Consider the following 18,446-nt stretch of genomic DNA (forward strand, 5'->3'; position numbering starts at 1 on the left):
CGTTAGACGCAAATTGTATGGTGTAAGTTACAAATCTTTTGTTAAATTTGTGATGCAACAAACAAAAGAAATGGAAACAAAAGAGGTAAATAAAATTACTTTCGAAGAGTTTAAAAGTCAAATCATTAATGATTACAAGACGGCTTTTATGTCTCGCGAAGTAAGTCTTTTAGGGAGAAGAGAAGTACTTACTGGGAAAGCAAAATTTGGAATTTTTGGTGATGGAAAAGAATTACCACAAATTGCAATGGCAAAAGTATTCAAAAATGGAGATTTCCGTTCTGGATACTACCGCGATCAAACATTTATGTTCGCAATTGGTCAATTAACAGTTGAACAATTTTTTGCACAATTATACGCTTTAACAGATTTAGAAAAAGAACCTTCATCAGGAGGTCGTCAAATGACATCTCATTTCGGAACACGTTCTTTAAACGAAGATGGTTCTTGGAAAAAATTAACAGAGCAAAAAAATTCGAGTGCAGATATTTCTCCAACAGCTGGTCAAATGCCACGTTTATTAGGTTTAGCACAAGCTTCAAAATATTTTAGAAATGTTCCTCAATCAGACGAAGATCAACAATTTTCTGTAAACGGAAATGAAATTGCTTTCGGAACAATTGGTGACGCAAGTACTTCTGAAGGTCATTTTTGGGAAACGATAAATGCAGGTGGAGTTTTGCAAGTGCCAATGGTTGTTTCTATTTGGGACGATGGTTACGGAATTTCTGTACCAGCTAAATTTCAACGCACAAAATCGAATCTTTCTGAATTATTATCAGGTTTCGGAAGAACGGAAGAGGAAAGAGGTTACGAAATTATTACTGTAAAAGCGTGGGATTATCCTGCTTTGATTGAAGCGTATACACGTGCAGAAAGATTTGCGCGTGAGCATCACATTCCGTGTATTGTACACGTGCAAGAATGTACGCAACCGCAAGGTCACTCGACTTCTGGTTCGCACGAGCGTTACAAATCAGAGGAGCGTTTGATGTGGGAAAAAGAATTTGATGGAATCACAAAATTCCGTGAATATATTTTAGCATTTGCAGATCATTCAGAAGCAATTATTTCTGCGGAAGAGTTGGATCAATTAGAAGCTGAAGTAAAAGCTGAAGTAAAAGCTTCTCAAAAACAATGTTGGGACGATTATTTGAATCCAATTTTGGATTTGAAAAATGAAGCATTAGAATTATTGACGAAAGTTGCTTCAGAAAGTGCAAACGGAGCTTTTATCAACATTGAAATTAGTAATCTAAAATCAAAGAAAAGCCCTTTTAAACGTGATGTTTATGGAGCTGTTCGTAAAGTAATTCGTTTAACTCGTTCAGAAAATTTAGCTTCAAAAACTGAATTAATTTCTTGGTTAGATGTTAAAATGAAACGCGAAGAAGAAATTTATTCGACTAAATTAGTTTCAGGTACAGCAACACAAGTTCCGCAAGTAAAACCTGAGTTTGGAGAAAATCCAACATTAGAAGATGGTCGTGTAATTGTACGTGATAACTTCGATAAAATTTTCGAAAAATATCCAAAGGCATTAGTTTTTGGTGAAGATGCGGGAAATATTGGTGATGTAAACCAAGGTTTAGAAGGTCTTCAAGCAAAATATGGAATCGATCGTATTTCGGATACAGGAATTCGCGAAGCAACAATTCTTGGTCAAGGAATTGGTTTGGCGATGCGTGGTTTACGTCCAATTGCAGAAATTCAATATTTAGATTATATCCTTTATTGCTTACAAGGAATTTCTGATGATTTGGCAACTGTGCTTTATCGTTCGAATGGAGGTCAAAAAGCGCCTGTGATTATCAGAACGCGCGGTCACCGTTTAGAAGGTGTTTGGCATTCAGGTTCGCCAATGGGAGGAATCTTAAATTTGGTTCGTGGCGTGAATGTTTTAGTTCCGCGTGATTTAACAAAAGCCGCAGGTTTTTACAATACATTGATGCAAGCAGATGAGCCAGCAATTGTTGTAGAAAGTTTGAACGGTTATCGTCTGAAAGAGCCTGCACCAACTAATATCGGTGAATTTACAACGCCAATTGGTGAAGTAGAAATTACAAAAGAAGGAAAAGATGTAACGTTGTTAACATATGGTTCTACTTGGAGAATTGTGATGGATGCAGCGAAAGAATTGGAGCAATTAGGTATTTCTGTTGAAGTAATTGATGCACAATCTTTATTGCCTTTCGATATCAATGCAGATGTTGCGAAAAGTTTGAACAAAACGAATCGTTTAGTTATTGTTGATGAAGATGTTCCGGGTGGAGCAAGTGCATTCTTGTTACAAGAAATTATCGAGAAACAAGGAGGATATTTCACATTAGATAGCGCACCATTAACGATTACAGCGAAAGCTCACCGTCCTGCGTATGCGACTGATGGAGATTATTTCTCAAAACCTTCTGTTGATGATATTACAGAACAAGTTTATGAATTAATGCGCGAAGCGAAACCAAATGAGTTTCCTGCTTTGCACTAAAAAATAAATTTTAGAGTTATATAAGCGTATGTCTTTTTCAAAAAAAGCATGCGCTTTTTTTGTATTTTTAACAATCAAAATTATAATGAAAATGAAATTTTATTCGATCATACTTTGTCTATTGACTTCTGTTCTTTTTGGACAATTTCAGGATATAATTCCTCCAAAGAATATCAAGACGGTTCAAGTTTTTAATCCGCAAACAAACGATAATACACCCGTTGTCAAGTTAGGTTCTAGCGAAAGATTAATTTTTCTTTTTGATGATATCAGTGCAGGTTATAAGCGTTATCAATATTCTATTGAACACAGAAATGCAGATTGGTCAGAATCGAATATTTTTCAAACCGAATTTTTAAATGGTGTTAATGCTGATTATGCGCGAACATATAAGAATTCATTCAATACGTATCAAAAATATACCAATTATCAAATTCAATTTCCGAATGATCAAATGAATGTAAAATTACCTGGAAATTATGTGTTAAAAGTGTATTTAGAAAATGATTCAAACCCAATTTTCACGAAACGTTTTGCCGTTTATCAACCAATTGCGGATGTTGGTGTGATGGTTTCTCGTTACAATAATCCAACCGTAAAAGAATTGAATCAGCGTTTGCAAGTTCAAGTTTCAAGTGGAACACAAAATTTAACTGAAGTTCCTGATGGCGCAAGATTATTTTTGATGAAAAATAACAATTGGAACGAAGGTTATTTTATCAATCGACCATCTTTTTCTCGTCCAAATCAATTAACATATAATGATACCAATATTTTGTTTGACGGTGGTGCCGAATACAATTGGTTTGATAACAAAAATTTAGAAGTTCCGAGTTTAACAACAGAAAAAACATTCAGAAAAGATAGTGTTTATCACACTGTTTTGCGTGCAGATATTCCGAAATATAATCTACCTTATGATGATTATCCAGACATTAATGGTAATTTTTATATCCGAAATAACCGTTATGGAAACGAATATGCAGCAAATTCTGAAGCAGATTATTCGTGGGTTTATTTTGCGTTAGACGCTTTCGAAGATCAAAATGGATTATACGTTCCGTATGTTGTAGGAGCTTTTAATAATTGGGAAATTGATGAAAATTCGAAATTAGAAAAAGACGATGCAGGATTTTGGGTAACCGAATTATTCTTGAAACAAGGTTATTACAATTATCAATATGTCGTAAAAAATACCAAAACAGGCAAAATCGATCCAAGTTATGTGAGCGGAAGTTTTTGGCAAACCGAAAATCAATATCAAGCATTGTTTTACTATCGCCCTTGGGGACAACGATACGATGTGTTAATGGGATATGGAACTGGAAATTCGAGGAGATAAATCATTCAGTTTTTTATCAATCATGACTTTCAATTTCCAACCAATAAAATTTAAGTATTCTTGGCGCGATTATCAACAGCGTGTTTTAGATGAATTAGAATTTCATTTAAAAGATGCGCATCTTAATATTGTAGCACCGCCTGGCTCTGGAAAAACGGTTTTGGGATTGGAAGTAATGCTTCGAATTAATGAGCCTACGCTTATTTTAGCGCCAACTTTAGCGATTCGTAATCAATGGAAAGATCGATTTATTGAGCTTTTTCTTGATAATCAGGAAGTCGATTGGATTTCGATGGATATTCATCAACCAAAATTTCTTACCATTTCTACTTATCAAGGATTACATGCTTCGATGGTAAAAGACGAACAATCTTTGATTCAATTATTAAAAGAAAATAACGTCAAAACTTTGATTGTAGATGAAGCGCATCATCTAAAAAATGAATGGTGGAAAAGTCTCAATAAAATCAAAAGTGAATTATCACCAAAGATTGTGGCGTTAACTGCTACGCCGCCTTTTGATGTTGCGAAAGAAGAATGGAATCGTTATCTCACTTTTTGTGGTCCGATTGATTGCGAAATATCTATTCCAGAATTAGTCAAACAAAAAGATTTGTGTCCGCATCAAGATTTGTTGTTGTGTTCATTTCCCATAAATTTTGAGAGTGAAATTATTTCCAAAAACCTTGAAGAAGTAGAAGCTTTTTTCCAAGAGGTTAAAGAAAATACAGCTTTGTATGAATTTGTTTTGATGTTAGATTTTATCAAAACGCCTGCAAGTTGTTTCGACGAAATTTATGCAGATTTTGATGCCTATGCGTCTTTTGTGATTTATCTGAAATCGTTTGATACGCCATTGGATTTTCAGCATTTGGATTTATTAGAAAACGAAACGATAGATTTTCCGCCTTTCAATTATTATTGGGCAGAATGTATGTTCAATTATTTGTTGTTTAAAGATGAAGAATTTTATTTGGAACACGAGAAATTTTTGAAACCATTTTTAACGAATTTAAAACGAATCGGAGCAATCGATCAGATAAAAGTTACTTTACATTATAATCAAAAAGTTAAAAATTCGCTGATAAATAGTGTAAAAAAGATTGATAGTATTGCAGAAATTGTAAAATCAGAATACCAACATTTGGGCGATAAGTTGCACATGGTAATTTTGACCGATTATATTCGAAAAGAATTTTATTCGGATAATTTACAGAATGAACCAAGTAAAATAAAGTTAGGCGTTTTTCCAATTTTCGAAAAACTTCGAAATCTAAATTCAGAAATAATTCCACATCTTGCGATTATTACAGGTTCGATGGTAATCGTTTCGAAAACAATTCTTCCAAAAATAATTTATCAGTTCAAAGATAGAGCAGAAGCGATTCAGTTTAAATCGGTGATGTTCGATGATAATTTTTTCGAAGTTGTTACGGAAGATAATTCAAGAGGAAATTTATTGGCTGTTTTAACAAAATTATTTAACAAAGGTGTTATCAAAATAATTGTCGGAACTCGCGCTTATTTGGGCGAAGGTTGGGATGCGCCGAGTATCAATAGTTTGATTTTAGCGAGTAATGTAGGTTCTTTTGTAACATCAAATCAGATGCGTGGGCGTGCGATTCGTGTGAATTCTGAAGAACCAAATAAAGTGAGTAACGTTTGGCATTTGGTTACGTTGGATTTGTTTGCGCAAAATGGAGGTGGAGATTTGGATAAAATGAGACAACGATTTGAGGCTTTTGTTGGGATTTCGCAAAAAGAAAACACGATTTCGAATGGTATTTCTCGTCTGAATCTTCCTGAACAATTTACAGAGGAATCTATTGAAAATTACAATCAGCAAACGATAGAATGGAGTAAAAATGATGTTCAAATTAGAGATTCTTGGACAAATTCTATTGCCGAAGGAACAAAGATTGATAATGAATTAAAGTATTTTTATGACGGAGAAAAAGAATATGATTTCTCAAAACATTTGTATTATTCGAAGTCGATAAAAAGTTTAACAACAAGTTTACTTCTTTCATTCATCTCTTTTATCGTTTTCTTTTTCGAAGAAAGTATTCGAACACTTTTATTTTCGATGTCGAAAAAAAGCTTTCTTTCAACCATAATTTTTCTCTCAACGGTCGGAATTGTGTATTTCGGAGTTAATTTTTACAAAAACATCAAACTTTATATTCAATATAGAGATATCACCAAAGATTTTCAGAAAATAGCTGTTGCGTTATTCAATACTTTGCAACATTTTAATTTATTGTCTAATGAATTGCGAGAAACAAATATTTTGACAACTGTAGATAAATCGGGAAATATTTCGTGTAGTTTATTGTCGGCAACAACTTATGATAAGGCGACTTTTTTACATTCGCTCGAAAATATTTTAAATCCAATTGATAATCCACGTTATTTTATCGAACGAAAAAGTGTGCTGATGAAGCTTTTCAAACAAAGAGATTATCATTCGGTTCCCGAAATTATTGGTCAACACAAGAAAAAGGCTGAATATTTTCATCAACAATGGTTGCAACTTGTAGGCGATGCAGAATTGCATTACACAAGAAGTTATTATGGACGAAAAAAGTTGATCAAAGCAAAAATAAAATCGTTAAGTTTTCAATTAAAGCAACCAATTGAACATATCAAAAAGTGGAAATAATCTAACTTCTCAAAATCTTTTCCATCGTTTTTCCTTTGGCTAATTCATCGATTAATTTGTCTAAATATCGAATTTTTTGCATCAATGGATTTTCAATTTCTTCCACACGATAGCCGCAAATTACACCTTTTATTTTAGCCGCATTTGGATTAAACTTTGGTGCATTTTCAAAAAAATCCTGAAAATTAGTTTTATTCGTTAAAATTTTTTCCAAATCTTTTTCAGTATAACCTGTCAACCAAAAAATAATTTCGTCAACTTCCGTTTTTGTTCGGTTTTTCTTTTCTGCTTTCGTGATATAATGTGGATAAACGCTCGCAAAAGACATTTCGATTACACGCTGAAAATTTTTATCATTCATTTTTTAAGAATATTATAGAGGATAAATTTCGACAATTAATTTGATAAAATCTCACTATTTTCATCGATTGTGATTTATAGATTTTGAGTTAAATTTGAGTATGAAATTTTTATTTAGATTTTTAACACTGTTTACGATAATTAGTTTGGTTGGATGTACTTCTGAAACCAAAAAATCACCAATTGATTTTTATTATTGGCGAAGTAATTATTCGGTGAATGAAACAGAGAAAAAAGCGGTTGATTCACTAAAAGTGGAAAATATTTATGTTCGTTTTTTTGATGTGGATAAAAAGTTGAATAAAATTTCTCCAGTTGGAATTATTCAGAATTTTGATGCAACGAAGCTCAATGTCAATTATATTCCGACGGTTTTTATTACCAATCAAACTTTTCTGAATACATCAAAAGATCAAGTCAAAATTTTAGCAAAAGATGTGTATAATTTTTTGAGTGAAACGGCTGAAAGAGGAAATCTAAAAAGTTTCAATGAAATTCAGATAGATTGTGATTGGACGAAATCTACGCGTGAGAATTATTTTATGTTTTTGTCGGAATTGAAACATATTTCGGGAAAAAAACTTTCGGCAACTTTGCGTTTGCATCAAGTCAAATTTAAAGACAAAGAAGGAGTTCCGCCTTTGGATAAAATGGTTTTGATGTGTTATGCAACCGAAAATCCAACTGATCAATCTGAAAATAATTCGATTTTAGATTTGAAAATAGCAAAAGATTATTTAAAAAACTTGAACGATTATCCAATCAAATTAGATGTTGCTTTGCCAATTTATTCGTGGGCAATTTTGACAAATCATCAAGGAAAAATAAAATTAATCAATTCTTTTTCGGAGCAAGATTTGATAGGAAAACCTGTAAAGAAAATCAGAAATGGATTTTATGAAGTGGAAGATGATTTTTTTGTACGAAATTTTTATGTGAGCAAAGGTTTTACAATAAAAGTTGAAATGATTTCTCCCGAATTATTAGTTGAAGCAAAATCATTTATCGATACAAAATTATCTTACAATTATCGATTGATTTATTATCATTTAGACTCAAAATTTTTGAAAACAATACCAACACAATTATGAAAAAAATAGTACTTACTTTATGCTTAACTTTTGGTTTAACCAAAGCATTTGCTTGTGCAGATGGAGGCGGAGAAGATTATTATTACTACAATCTTTTTTCGCAAACATTAAGCGAAGCTCCGCAATATCAACCATTTTTGATGACGTTGGATAATCCATATTATACGATGGATGCAAATCAAAAGAATGAGAATATTTTGGATTGGCAAAAAACGTTAGGAATTAGCTATCAGCAAGCATTTGAGTTAGTTTTTAAAGCATCGAAACAAGAAATTGATTTGATGGTAAAGAATGGAAAATCGTCCAATACGAACTATAATTTTGCGACAACAGATTGGGTAAAAAAGAATAAGCAAAGTTTACTTTACTTGTCGTATGCCAAGTATTTAGAGCCTTACATGGCTTTTTATTACATCGATAATGGTGAATGGTCGTATGTAGATCGTCCAGAAAAAAATGTCAATAATCTAAATTATAAAAAAGTTCTTGAGGTTCTAAAGAAAAGTTGGAATGCGGAAACGGACAAAGAATTAAAAGTTCGTTATGGTTATCAATTGGTGCGTTTTGCGCATTATTTCCACGAATATAAAGACGCTATCAATTATTTTAATATGTATGTGGCGTCGCAAGGACTCAAAAATTCGATGTATTATTATGCGTTAGATCAAAAAGGTGGAGCGGAGCGTGCACTTGGAAATTATATTCAAGCGAATTATGACTTTTTCGAAGTTTTTTCTCATTCGAATGATCGAAAAATGAGTGCTTATCAATCGATGCGCGTGACAGAAGATTTGAATTATGAGAAAATGTTAGCCAATGCCAAAACGATTCAAGAAAAAAATGATTTGTATTTATTGATTGGTTACAATGATTTTTCGAATCCGTTAGCTCCTGCCAAAAAAATTATTGCGAATGATGTAAATGCTCCACAAGCGAGAATCTTATTTGCACGTTCTATTAATTTAATTGAACGCGAATATTTGCAACAAAATCCTGAAGATTATTATTGGAATTCTTCTCAAGAACGAAAAAAATATACAGATTTATATTTGCCTGTAAAAACAAATGGCAATTATTACAGTAACCCCGAAGATTCAAAAGATGAAGTTCAGATCAATGAATTGATTGCTCTGGCAAAATCACAAGTGATAAAAGCTGACGACAAAGAATATTGGAATTTATCGGTGGCATATTTGAATTTATTGAACAAAAATTTTGCGGAAACAAAGGATTATTTAGCAAAAGTAAATTCAACTTCGAAAGAATTTCAACAACAGAAAAAAGTGATTGAAATTTTATTAGAAATTTTCGAACAAAAGAAAATTACAGATAGTTTTGAGAATCAATTGATGCAAAAATATGCGTCGATTTTGAATTATGAATATCCAAAATTACCAGAAGATGTCTATGGTTATTCGGATGAAGATGATCAAAAAATGAACTTGAAAAATGTGATTTTAGATGTTTTAGCAAATCGATATTTTTTGCAAGGTGACAAAGGAAAAGCATTTTTGATTCATAATGAAATTACACAATTAGGCTCAAATCCGGATTGGGCGATTATCAATGATTTAGATAAATTGGATAAAAAATCGAATAAAACAGCTTTCGAAAAATATTTGATTAATGCAAAAGTAAAATCGAGTTCATGGGATTGGAGAACAGAAAAATCAAAAGAAATTCAGTTTAAATTATCAGATTATTTAGCCGATTTCAAAGGAACATTGTATTTAGGCGAAATGAAATTTGATTTGGCGAAAAAAGAATTTGAGAAGATTGATCAAAAATATCACACGTCAGAAAGTGCTTATTTTGTTTATGATTACGATTATACAACAGAAAAAGAAAGCAAAACTTGGGTAGAAAATCAGTTTGATGGTTATCATAATATTCCGAATAAAATCTTTGGATATAATAAGATTGAATGTTTCAATTGTGACGAAAATCAAGTGATCGCAACACCATATTTGAATGAATTCAAATTTATCAAACCAAAAATGTCAAAATTAGAATTGACAAATGCGATGATTGAATTGAATAAAATAGCAAAGAAGAATACCGAAGAAGCTGCAAAAGCGAATTATTTGTTGGTGAATTTCTTTTACAATACGACGACTTTAGGCTATTATCGTTATTTGTTGACATTTGATCGAAACAATGATAATGGACCAAAATTTAATAATTATGGTGATCAATATGAAGCGACAAGCAACTTCTTTTACAAAAGTTTCGGTTGGGGTGGAAACTACGTAGATAATTTTACGCCGTCAGAAAATTATTTGAAAAAAGCATTTGATTCGACAAAAGACAAAGAAATGAAAGCGCAAATTTTGTTTGCATTGTCTAAGAATGAACAAGGAAGATTTTATAATGCAAAAGACCCTGTGTTGAAACGTTTGTACGAAAATCAATATGATAACGAAGATAAAATTTTAGCGTTTAAAGTGGCAAATTATCGTTCTAATTTTAAAAATTTGAAACAATATTCGGACACGAAAACATATCAAGAAATAAAATCAAATTGCAAATATTTCGATTATTACACGAATAACTTTTAATAATTAAAACGCTTCTAATTTTAGGAGCGTTTTTTGTTATGTGATTTTTGACTAAAATAGATTATTATGAAATGTTTTGTAACTCAAAAACCAATTAATCGCTACGAAGCTGTAAAAGGAAAAGAAATTCAGCAAGAAATTTTTAAATTGATTGAGCAAGATTATCCAGCAATTACCGAAGAAGATTATGTTTCGATAAAAATATTGAACAAATATCGTCGTCAATTTTTTGCAAATTTGATTTCGCAAGAAAAAGGTGAAATGGAAAAATTGGATCAAGATGTAGTAGAAGCAATTCGTGATAATTCTATTCTTTCCGAGAATATAAAAGAAAATTCATCAAAGCCATTGACAACAGGCGATAGAATTGCAGATAAAGTAGCGTCTTTCGGAGGAAGTTGGACATTTATTATTTCGTTTTTTATTTTCTTATTGGCTTGGATGTTTCTTAATTTTTGGATGTTGCACAACAAAGGTTTTGATCCCTATCCATTTATTTTACTCAATTTGATTTTGTCTTGTTTAGCAGCAATACAAGCTCCAATTATTATGATGAGTCAAAATCGTCAAGAAGATAAAGACCGTGATAGAGCCGAACATGATTATAAAATTAATTTGAAAGCCGAACTGGAAATAAAATTATTAAGCGAAAAAATAGATCATTTATTGGTTCATCAGAATAAGAAATTATTAGAAATACAGGAAATGCAGATTCAATATTTAGAAAATATCGAAAATCAAATTCTTCATACAAAAGATAAAAAAGAAAATAAAAAGGAAGAATAATGGATGATTTTATGTTTAAAGTGATAAAAGACTTAATTATCTGAACTGAAACATTTCCATTTATTTTTCTTAAATTTGAACTTTGAAAAGTATAAACAAACAAAATAATCAAAATGTCAAAATCATTTGCTCAAATTCCTCACGCTGTTAACGAAGAGGTGAAATCATATGCTCCTGGTACGCCAGAGCGTGCGCAATTATTAGACGCTTACAAAAAAATGTTTAACGAGGTAACTGAAGTTCCTCAATACATTGGTTCTGAAGAAATTTTTTCAGGAAATAAAAAAGAAATTCGTCCTCCACATGACCACCAAAAAGTTGTTGGTTATTTCCACGAAGGAACACAAGATGATGTAAGAAAAGCGATTGATACAGCTTTAGCTGCAAAAGAAGCTTGGGTTGCAATGCCTTGGGAAGATAGAGCGGCAATTTTCTTGAAAGCTGCAGATTTGATTGCTGGTCCTTACCGTGCAAAAATAAATGCTGCAACAATGATTGGTCAATCTAAAAATGCAATGCAAGCAGAAATTGATTCAGCTTGTGAGTTGATTGACTTTTTACGTTTCAATGTACAATACATGACAGAAATTTATGCAGATCAACCAATTTCTTCTCCTGGAATTTGGAATCGTGTAGATTATCGTCCATTAGAAGGGTTTACTTTTGCAATTACTCCTTTCAACTTTACTGCAATTGCTGGTAACTTACCATCTTGTATGGCTTTGATGGGGAACGTTGTAGTTTGGAAACCTTCTGATAAACAAACTTTAGCTGCTAAAGTAACAATGGAAGTGTTCAAAAAAGCTGGTTTACCAGATGGTGTAATCAACATGATCTTAACTGATGGAGCAGAAACTGCAAAAACAGTTTTAGAACATAAAGATTTTGCAGGTTTACACTTCACAGGTTCTACAAAAGTTTTCAATACTTTATGGAAACAAATTGGAGATAACATCAACAATTACAGAACTTATCCACGTATCGTAGGAGAAACAGGAGGAAAAGATTTCGTAATGGTTCACAAATCAGCTTGTCCAACAGAAGTTGCTGTAGGTTTAGTTCGTGGAGCGTTTGAATACCAAGGACAAAAATGTTCTGCTGCTTCTCGTGCTTATATTCCATCTAACTTATGGAGCGAAGTTGAGAAACAAATGAAAGAAATGTTAGCAACTGTTACATTAGGATCTCCAGAGGATTTCTCTAATTTCATGACAGCGGTTATCGATAAAAACTCTTTCGAAAAATCTAAAGCATATATCGATCGTGCACAAGCATCTTCTGAAGCTGAAGTTGTAATAGGTGGTACTTATGATGATTCAGTTGGATATTTTGTTCAACCAACAGTTATCAAAGCAACAAATCCTAAATATGAATCAATGGTAGAAGAAATCTTCGGGCCTGTATTATCAGTTTATGTTTATGATGAAAATGAATTCGAAGAAACTTTAAAATTAGTTGACGAAACTTCTGTTTACGCATTAACAGGATCAATTTTCGCGAAAGAGCGTGCTGCTGTAGAATTAGCTGCTAAAGCATTGAAAAATGCTTGTGGAAACTTCTACATCAACGACAAACCAACAGGTGCAGTTGTAGGACAACAACCATTTGGAGGAGCGCGTGCTTCTGGTACAAATGACAAAGCAGGTTCTGCAATGAACTTGTTACGTTGGACTTCTGTTCAAACAATCAAAGAAACATTTGTTCCTGCAAAAGATTACAAATACCCTTTCTTAGAAAAATAATATTTTCGAGATATAAAATTAGAATAAGCCTTACATTTGTAGGGCTTATTTTTTTGGTATGAATGATAATTCGGAAAAAGCAATCAAAGCTTCGATTTTTAGTATTGTAGGAAACGCTTCTTTGGCTGGAATTAAGTTTTTGGCTGGTTATTTTGGGAATTCTTACGCACTTATTGCAGATGCTATCGAGTCTTCGGCAGATGTTTTTTCTTCTATATTTGTTTTCTTTGGACTAAAGTATTCTGCAAAACCTGCAGATGAAAATCATCCTTACGGACACGGAAAAGCAGAAGCGTTAATCACATTTTTAGTGGTTACTTTCCTTATTGTTTCTGCGATTATCATTGCAAAAGAAAGTATTACCAATATTATTACACCACATCATCAACCCAAACCATTTACATTGTTAGTTCTTGGAGGAATTATTTTATTCAAAGAATTATCGTTTCAGTATGTAATGCGAAAAAGTGTAGAAACCAATAGTTCTTCTCTAAAAGCAGATGCTTGGCATCATCGTTCGGATGCAATTACATCATTAATGGCGTTTATCGGAATTTCGATTTCGTTGGTAATGGGACCAGGTTGGGAGGCAGCAGATGATGTTGCTGCGCTTTTTGCTTCAAGTTTTATTTTATATAATGCATACAAAATCCTTCGACCTGCGTTAGGAGAAATTATGGATGAGCAATTGTACGAAAATGAAATTGAGCAAATTAGAGAAATCGCTTCACATGTTCCTGGTGTTATGGCGACTGAAAAATGTAATGTGCGCAAAAATGGAATGAATTATTATGTGGATTTGCATGCAATAGTCGATGGAACGATTTCGGTGGTGGAAGGACATAAAATTAGTCATGATCTGAAAGATGCTGTACAAGCTAAAATGCCACAAGTAAAAGATGTATTAGTGCATATAGAACCTACTTTTGTTTCGGTTCGAGAATATTTTCGAACAAATCACATCGAAGATAAGAGAGTGGAAGAGTAAAATTTTATCTTATGAAATATTTTGGAATTTGCATTGTTTTGTTTTCATTTTTCTGTTGTAATCCATCAGTTTCAGAGAATAATGCTGTAAGTGAAACAAATTATGGTAAGATTGATGATTCTGATTTAAAATTCAAATTTGGAGATATTATTTTGTTTGAGGATAATATTAAAGCGGTTGTGATTGATATTTTTAAAGAGGATAATATAATTTTCTACGGAATATCTTTTATGATGAATGATAATATTTTTGGAAGAAGAATTCCAGAAGGTTTTGAAGGTAATTGCATTGATTTAATCGATATTTTATATGTAAATGAGAATTATTTCACAAACAAAAAAGTTTCTGTAATAAAACATGAAGATTTAAATTTTAAGAAAATTGGAATAGGAGCTTATGGTTACATTAATAATTATAAGGAAATTCTAAGTGATTATAAAAAGGGAATCGAAATTCGAAAATTAGAACAAACTCCTTGTACAGATTTGACTGAATTGAAACCTATTTATGAGCAATATTTTGATATAAGTCAATTTAAATAAAAAAAAGAGAAGCTATTGCTTCTCTTTTTGATCTTTTAGTTGGTTAATAAAAAATCATAATATATATAAAAGGTCGATTTTAGAATAGTTTGAAACCAATACCAGTACTGATTAACCAAGGATTAAGATCTACATCTGCTGGTACATAAACTTGTTTGTCTAAAGCTGCACCAACTGTAACGTCAGTATTCAAGTACAATTTTTTAACATCTACGTTCCAGTATAATTTATCATTGATTTTGTAATCAAATCCTAATTGAAATCCGAAACCTACATTGTTTTTGTAATCTACACTAGTTACAGCTGCGTTTCTACCTTTTCCTTGCCCTTGATCATAGAAGATTGTATAATTAATTCCTGCACCAACATAAGGTTTTAGGTTTTTGGTTGGATACAAATGATATTGTACATTAAGAGTTGGAGGTAACAACATTACTCGTCCCAAATCTAAATTTCCTAATGCAGTATTTACCGCAACAACTTCGTGTTTAGATGTTCCTAAAATTAATTCGGCTGCGATATTTTTTGTAATATAATAAGTAAAGTCGATTTCTGGAATAAGATTATTTGTAACCGCTACATTTCCGCCTATAGCTTCAATTTTAGCATCTTCTATAGGAACTACACCTGTTGCTCTTACGCGCATATGCAATTCACCTGCTTCTTGTCCAAATGAGATTGCTGATGTAAGGATTGCTCCTAATATTAATAGTCCTTTTTTCATAATGTTTATTTTATTTCTGAAACAAAATTCGGATTAATTCATCCGAATTAAAATGTCAAATATCATTTCCGAAAATGACTTTAAACATTTGTTTTTTTTAAGGATATTATTAACTTAAACACGCTGATAGTCAATTATTTTTAATGAGTAAAAATAATCGTAAAAGAAAAACTTTTCACTTAATAGAAATTTATTACTTTTGGAGGAAAGTCATAAAAAAACAAAAAAACTCAAAAAAATGGATTTCTTAGAAAATGAAAATTTATCATTAATCGCGCAATCGGCAAGAGATTTTGCAAAACAATACATTCAACCGAATATAATGGAGTGGGATGAAGCTCAAACTTTTCCAGTTGAAGTTTTCAAAGAACTTGGAAAAATGGGATTCATGGGAATCGTTGTTCCAGAAGAATATGGAGGAAGTGGTTTGTCATATGATGAATATGTATCAATTGTAGATGAAATTTCACAAGTTGATCCTTCTATCGGTTTGTCTGTAGCGGCACATAATTCACTTTGTACAAATCATATTTTAGAATTCGGTAACGAAGAACAAAAACAACGTTGGTTACCAAAATTAGCAACAGCAGAATGGATTGGTGCTTGGGGATTAACAGAGCACAACACAGGATCTGATGCAGGAGGAATGTCTACAACAGCTGTAAAAGATGGAGATGAATGGGTGATTAACGGAGCAAAAAACTTTATTACACATGCAATTTCTGGTGATGTTGCGGTTGTGATGACAAGAACAGGAGAGAAAGGAGCTAAAAATAACGCGACAGCTTTTGTAATAGAAAAAGGAACGCCAGGTTTTACATCGGGTAAAAAAGAAAATAAATTAGGAATGCGTGCTTCGGAAACGGCAGAGTTAATCTTCGATAACGTACGTGTTTCGGATGCAAATCGTTTAGGAAATGTTGGTGATGGTTTCAAGCAAGCACTTAAGATTTTAGATGGTGGTCGTATCTCGATTGCAGCTTTATCTTTAGGAATCGCGAAAGGAGCATACAAAGCAGCATTGAAATATGCACAAGAGCGTCATCAATTTGGAACTGCAATTGCAAATTTCCAAGCAATTAACTTTAAATTGGCTGAAATGATTACAGAAATCGAAGCTTCAGAATTATTAATTCGTAAAGCATCTTATTTAAAAAATCATAAAAAACCAATGACGACAGAAGGTTCAATGGCAAAATATTATGCATCGGAAGCGTGTGTTAAAATCTCGAATGAAGCAGTTCAAATATTTGGTGGATACGGATATACAAAAGATTTTCCAGTAGAGAAATTCTACCGTGATTCTAAGTTGTGTACAATCGGTGAAGGAACAACTGAGATCCAAAAATTAGTGATTGGAAGAAATATTTTGAAAGATTAATACAAAACGATTTGTTTAATTACTAAAGAGTTGTATATTTGCCATCTCAAAAAGAAATAGATAAAATTATGTTGATTATACCAGTAAAAGACGGAGAGTCAATCGAAAGAGCTCTAAAAAAATACAAAAGAAAATTTGATAAAACAGGTGTTGTACGTCAGTTAAGAGCACGTCAACAATTTACAAAACCTTCTGTTACAAATAGAATTAAGATGAGTAGAGCAATCTACAAACAAGCCTTAATCGAAAAGGAGGAAGCATAAATTGCCGTTTTAAACGATATAAAGAAATTAATTTCTGTTGACCTATTTATTAAAGTTGTAACTTTGATGAATAGGTTTTTTTTATGGAATTTATTCAACTATTCTTAGATTATTTAGCGCTCGAGAAAAACTATTCTACGCTAACAATCACCAGCTACAAAAGAGATTTGGACGATTTTGTTGAGTTCTATCAACAAGAAGAAAATTCGTCAGAAATACAACTTGCAACAAAAAATCATATTCGTGCATTTGTGATGCATTTATCAGAATTAGAAAAGTCTGAGAAAACGGTTAATCGCAAATTAAGCGCTTTGCGAACATTTTATAAATATCTGATCAAAGAAAATCATCTTACCATTAATCCAATCGAACAAATTCATTCACTCAAACAAAATAAACAAGTTTTGGTGCCATTTACAGAAGCAGAACTGAATGATTTGTTGAATAATGATGAGTTTTTCCCAGATACATTCGAAGGTTTACGTGATCGATTAATGATTGATGTAATGTATCAAACAGGGATTCGACGTGCCGAATTAATTGGTTTGAAAGAAAATGATATCGATCCGAATACACTTTCTATAAAAGTTCTTGGAAAAAGAAACAAAGAACGCATAATTCCTATTTCTACCTTTCTATTAGATGATTTGGCGAATTATAACACCAGAAAACATAATGAAATTACCTTACAATGTACGAATGTTTTTGTAACAGAAAAAGGAAAACCTTTGTATGATAATCTTGTTTATTCGAAAGTAAAATACTATCTTAGTCTTATAAGTGTAAAACATAAAAAAAGTCCTCATATGTTGAGGCATTCATTTGCGACCCATATGTTAGATTCCGGAGCAGATCTGAATGCGGTAAAAGATATCTTAGGGCATTCAAGTTTGTCATCGACTCAAATTTATACACATGGGAGTATAGAAAATTTAAAAAAAGTGTTTAACAAAGCTCACCCGCGTGAGAACAAAAAAGAGTAATTATGACAATTAACTTTCAAGCAGTAAACTTCAATACTAAACCAGGTTTAGAGGAGTATTTAGAGAAAAAATTAGAAAAATTAGAAACTTTGTCAGACAAAATCATTGCAGCGAATGTTTCTTTTAAATTAGAGAATACTGCAGAAAAAAATAATAAGACAGTTGATATTAAGTTAGAAGTACCAGGAGATGACATTGTTGTGAGTAAAACAGGACAGTCTTTTGAGGAATGTATTGATTTGGCGGTAGATACATTAAAAAAATTAATTATCAGAAAAAAAGAAAAAATTAGCGAAAGATAAAAAATAACGAATTGACTAAAAAAAGAACCTAAAAATTTGGTTAATTCAAAAAACAACGTAAATTTGCAGTCCGTTAAACAAACATATTTAACGGACTGTTCTTTTAAATAACGATTTTAAAAACAAAAATGCCGATGTAGCTCAGCTGGCTAGAGCAGCTGATTTGTAATCAGCAGGTCGTGGGTTCGAGTCCCTCTATCGGCTCAAAGTTTTTAGAAGAACAAAAAAAAAGTAAGG

At 32.1% G+C, this 18,446-nt stretch carries 15 protein-coding genes and 1 tRNA gene; 14 read left to right on the forward strand and 2 right to left on the reverse strand.

The window, feature by feature from the left end:
- Nucleotides 1-70 precede the first annotated feature (70 nt).
- The 3 genes from N5D46_RS10180 (at nucleotide 71) to N5D46_RS10190 (ending at nucleotide 6,489) form a co-directional block, all read left to right on the forward strand.
- On the forward strand, nucleotides 71-2,485 hold the full coding sequence (locus tag N5D46_RS10180; RefSeq protein ID WP_280049892.1) for an alpha-ketoacid dehydrogenase subunit alpha/beta: 2,415 nt from the start codon (nucleotides 71-73) through the stop codon (nucleotides 2,483-2,485).
- A 91-nt stretch (nucleotides 2,486-2,576) separates the two neighbouring features.
- Complete coding sequence (locus N5D46_RS10185) at nucleotides 2,577-3,827, forward strand: type IX secretion system plug protein domain-containing protein (protein WP_260391957.1); 1,251 nt, start codon at nucleotides 2,577-2,579, stop codon at nucleotides 3,825-3,827.
- Complete coding sequence (locus tag N5D46_RS10190) at nucleotides 3,802-6,489, forward strand: DEAD/DEAH box helicase family protein (protein WP_125349443.1); 2,688 nt, start codon at nucleotides 3,802-3,804, stop codon at nucleotides 6,487-6,489. Before N5D46_RS10185 ends, N5D46_RS10190 begins: the two co-directional genes overlap by 26 nt.
- A 1-nt stretch (nucleotide 6,490) precedes the next feature.
- On the opposite strand, the gene N5D46_RS10195 is transcribed toward N5D46_RS10190, so the two are convergent.
- Nucleotides 6,491-6,850 (reverse strand): DUF2200 domain-containing protein, encoded by a 360-nt coding sequence (locus N5D46_RS10195; protein ID WP_125349442.1) that lies wholly within the window; start codon nucleotides 6,848-6,850, stop codon nucleotides 6,491-6,493.
- Between the two features lie 100 nt (nucleotides 6,851-6,950).
- Between N5D46_RS10195 and N5D46_RS10200 the strand changes: the two genes are divergently transcribed.
- From N5D46_RS10200 to N5D46_RS10225, 6 genes are all read left to right on the forward strand, one after another.
- The gene (locus tag N5D46_RS10200; RefSeq protein WP_038331057.1) at nucleotides 6,951-7,940 is read left to right on the forward strand and encodes a hypothetical protein; all 990 of its coding nucleotides are present in this window, start codon (nucleotides 6,951-6,953) and stop codon (nucleotides 7,938-7,940) included.
- On the forward strand, nucleotides 7,937-10,498 hold the full coding sequence (locus N5D46_RS10205; protein WP_280049893.1) for a hypothetical protein: 2,562 nt from the start codon (nucleotides 7,937-7,939) through the stop codon (nucleotides 10,496-10,498). Before N5D46_RS10200 ends, N5D46_RS10205 begins: the two co-directional genes overlap by 4 nt.
- Nucleotides 10,499-10,564: 66 nt before the next feature.
- On the forward strand, nucleotides 10,565-11,284 hold the full coding sequence (locus tag N5D46_RS10210; protein ID WP_280049894.1) for a DUF1003 domain-containing protein: 720 nt from the start codon (nucleotides 10,565-10,567) through the stop codon (nucleotides 11,282-11,284).
- A 113-nt stretch (nucleotides 11,285-11,397) separates the two neighbouring features.
- Complete coding sequence (pruA, locus tag N5D46_RS10215) at nucleotides 11,398-13,026, forward strand: L-glutamate gamma-semialdehyde dehydrogenase (protein ID WP_280049895.1); 1,629 nt, start codon at nucleotides 11,398-11,400, stop codon at nucleotides 13,024-13,026.
- A 58-nt stretch (nucleotides 13,027-13,084) separates the two neighbouring features.
- On the forward strand, nucleotides 13,085-14,014 hold the full coding sequence (locus tag N5D46_RS10220; protein WP_114998851.1) for a cation diffusion facilitator family transporter: 930 nt from the start codon (nucleotides 13,085-13,087) through the stop codon (nucleotides 14,012-14,014).
- A gap of 11 nt (nucleotides 14,015-14,025) precedes the next feature.
- Complete coding sequence (locus N5D46_RS10225) at nucleotides 14,026-14,556, forward strand: hypothetical protein (RefSeq protein WP_280049896.1); 531 nt, start codon at nucleotides 14,026-14,028, stop codon at nucleotides 14,554-14,556.
- Between the two features lie 79 nt (nucleotides 14,557-14,635).
- Here the strand turns inward: N5D46_RS10225 and N5D46_RS10230 are convergent, their stop codons facing one another.
- Nucleotides 14,636-15,280 carry an OmpW family outer membrane protein gene (locus tag N5D46_RS10230; RefSeq protein WP_280049897.1) on the reverse strand — a complete coding sequence of 215 codons (645 nt, stop codon included), beginning with the start codon at nucleotides 15,278-15,280 and terminating at the stop codon, nucleotides 14,636-14,638.
- Nucleotides 15,281-15,518: 238 nt separating this feature from the next.
- Between N5D46_RS10230 and N5D46_RS10235 the strand changes: the two genes are divergently transcribed.
- The 5 genes from N5D46_RS10235 to N5D46_RS10255 all read left to right on the forward strand — a co-directional run bounded on the left by N5D46_RS10235 (nucleotide 15,519) and on the right by N5D46_RS10255 (nucleotide 18,413).
- Nucleotides 15,519-16,661 (forward strand): acyl-CoA dehydrogenase family protein, encoded by a 1,143-nt coding sequence (locus N5D46_RS10235; protein ID WP_280049898.1) that lies wholly within the window; start codon nucleotides 15,519-15,521, stop codon nucleotides 16,659-16,661.
- Nucleotides 16,662-16,729: 68 nt separating this feature from the next.
- Entirely contained in the window at nucleotides 16,730-16,924 is a 195-nt protein-coding gene (gene rpsU, locus N5D46_RS10240; protein WP_038331168.1) for a 30S ribosomal protein S21, read from the forward strand.
- Between the two features lie 83 nt (nucleotides 16,925-17,007).
- Nucleotides 17,008-17,907, forward strand: a complete 900-nt coding sequence (locus N5D46_RS10245; protein ID WP_114998855.1) for a tyrosine-type recombinase/integrase — start codon at nucleotides 17,008-17,010, stop codon at nucleotides 17,905-17,907.
- Between the two features lie 2 nt (nucleotides 17,908-17,909).
- Nucleotides 17,910-18,209 carry a ribosome-associated translation inhibitor RaiA gene (gene raiA, locus N5D46_RS10250; protein ID WP_038331066.1) on the forward strand — a complete coding sequence of 100 codons (300 nt, stop codon included), beginning with the start codon at nucleotides 17,910-17,912 and terminating at the stop codon, nucleotides 18,207-18,209.
- A gap of 130 nt (nucleotides 18,210-18,339) precedes the next feature.
- Nucleotides 18,340-18,413: transfer RNA gene (locus N5D46_RS10255), tRNA-Thr, on the forward strand.
- Nucleotides 18,414-18,446: the final 33 nt, after the last annotated feature.

The sequence above is a fragment of the Empedobacter sp. GD03865 genome (genome assembly GCF_029840775.1).
Classification (GTDB): Bacteria; Bacteroidota; Bacteroidia; order Flavobacteriales; family Weeksellaceae; genus Empedobacter; species Empedobacter falsenii_B.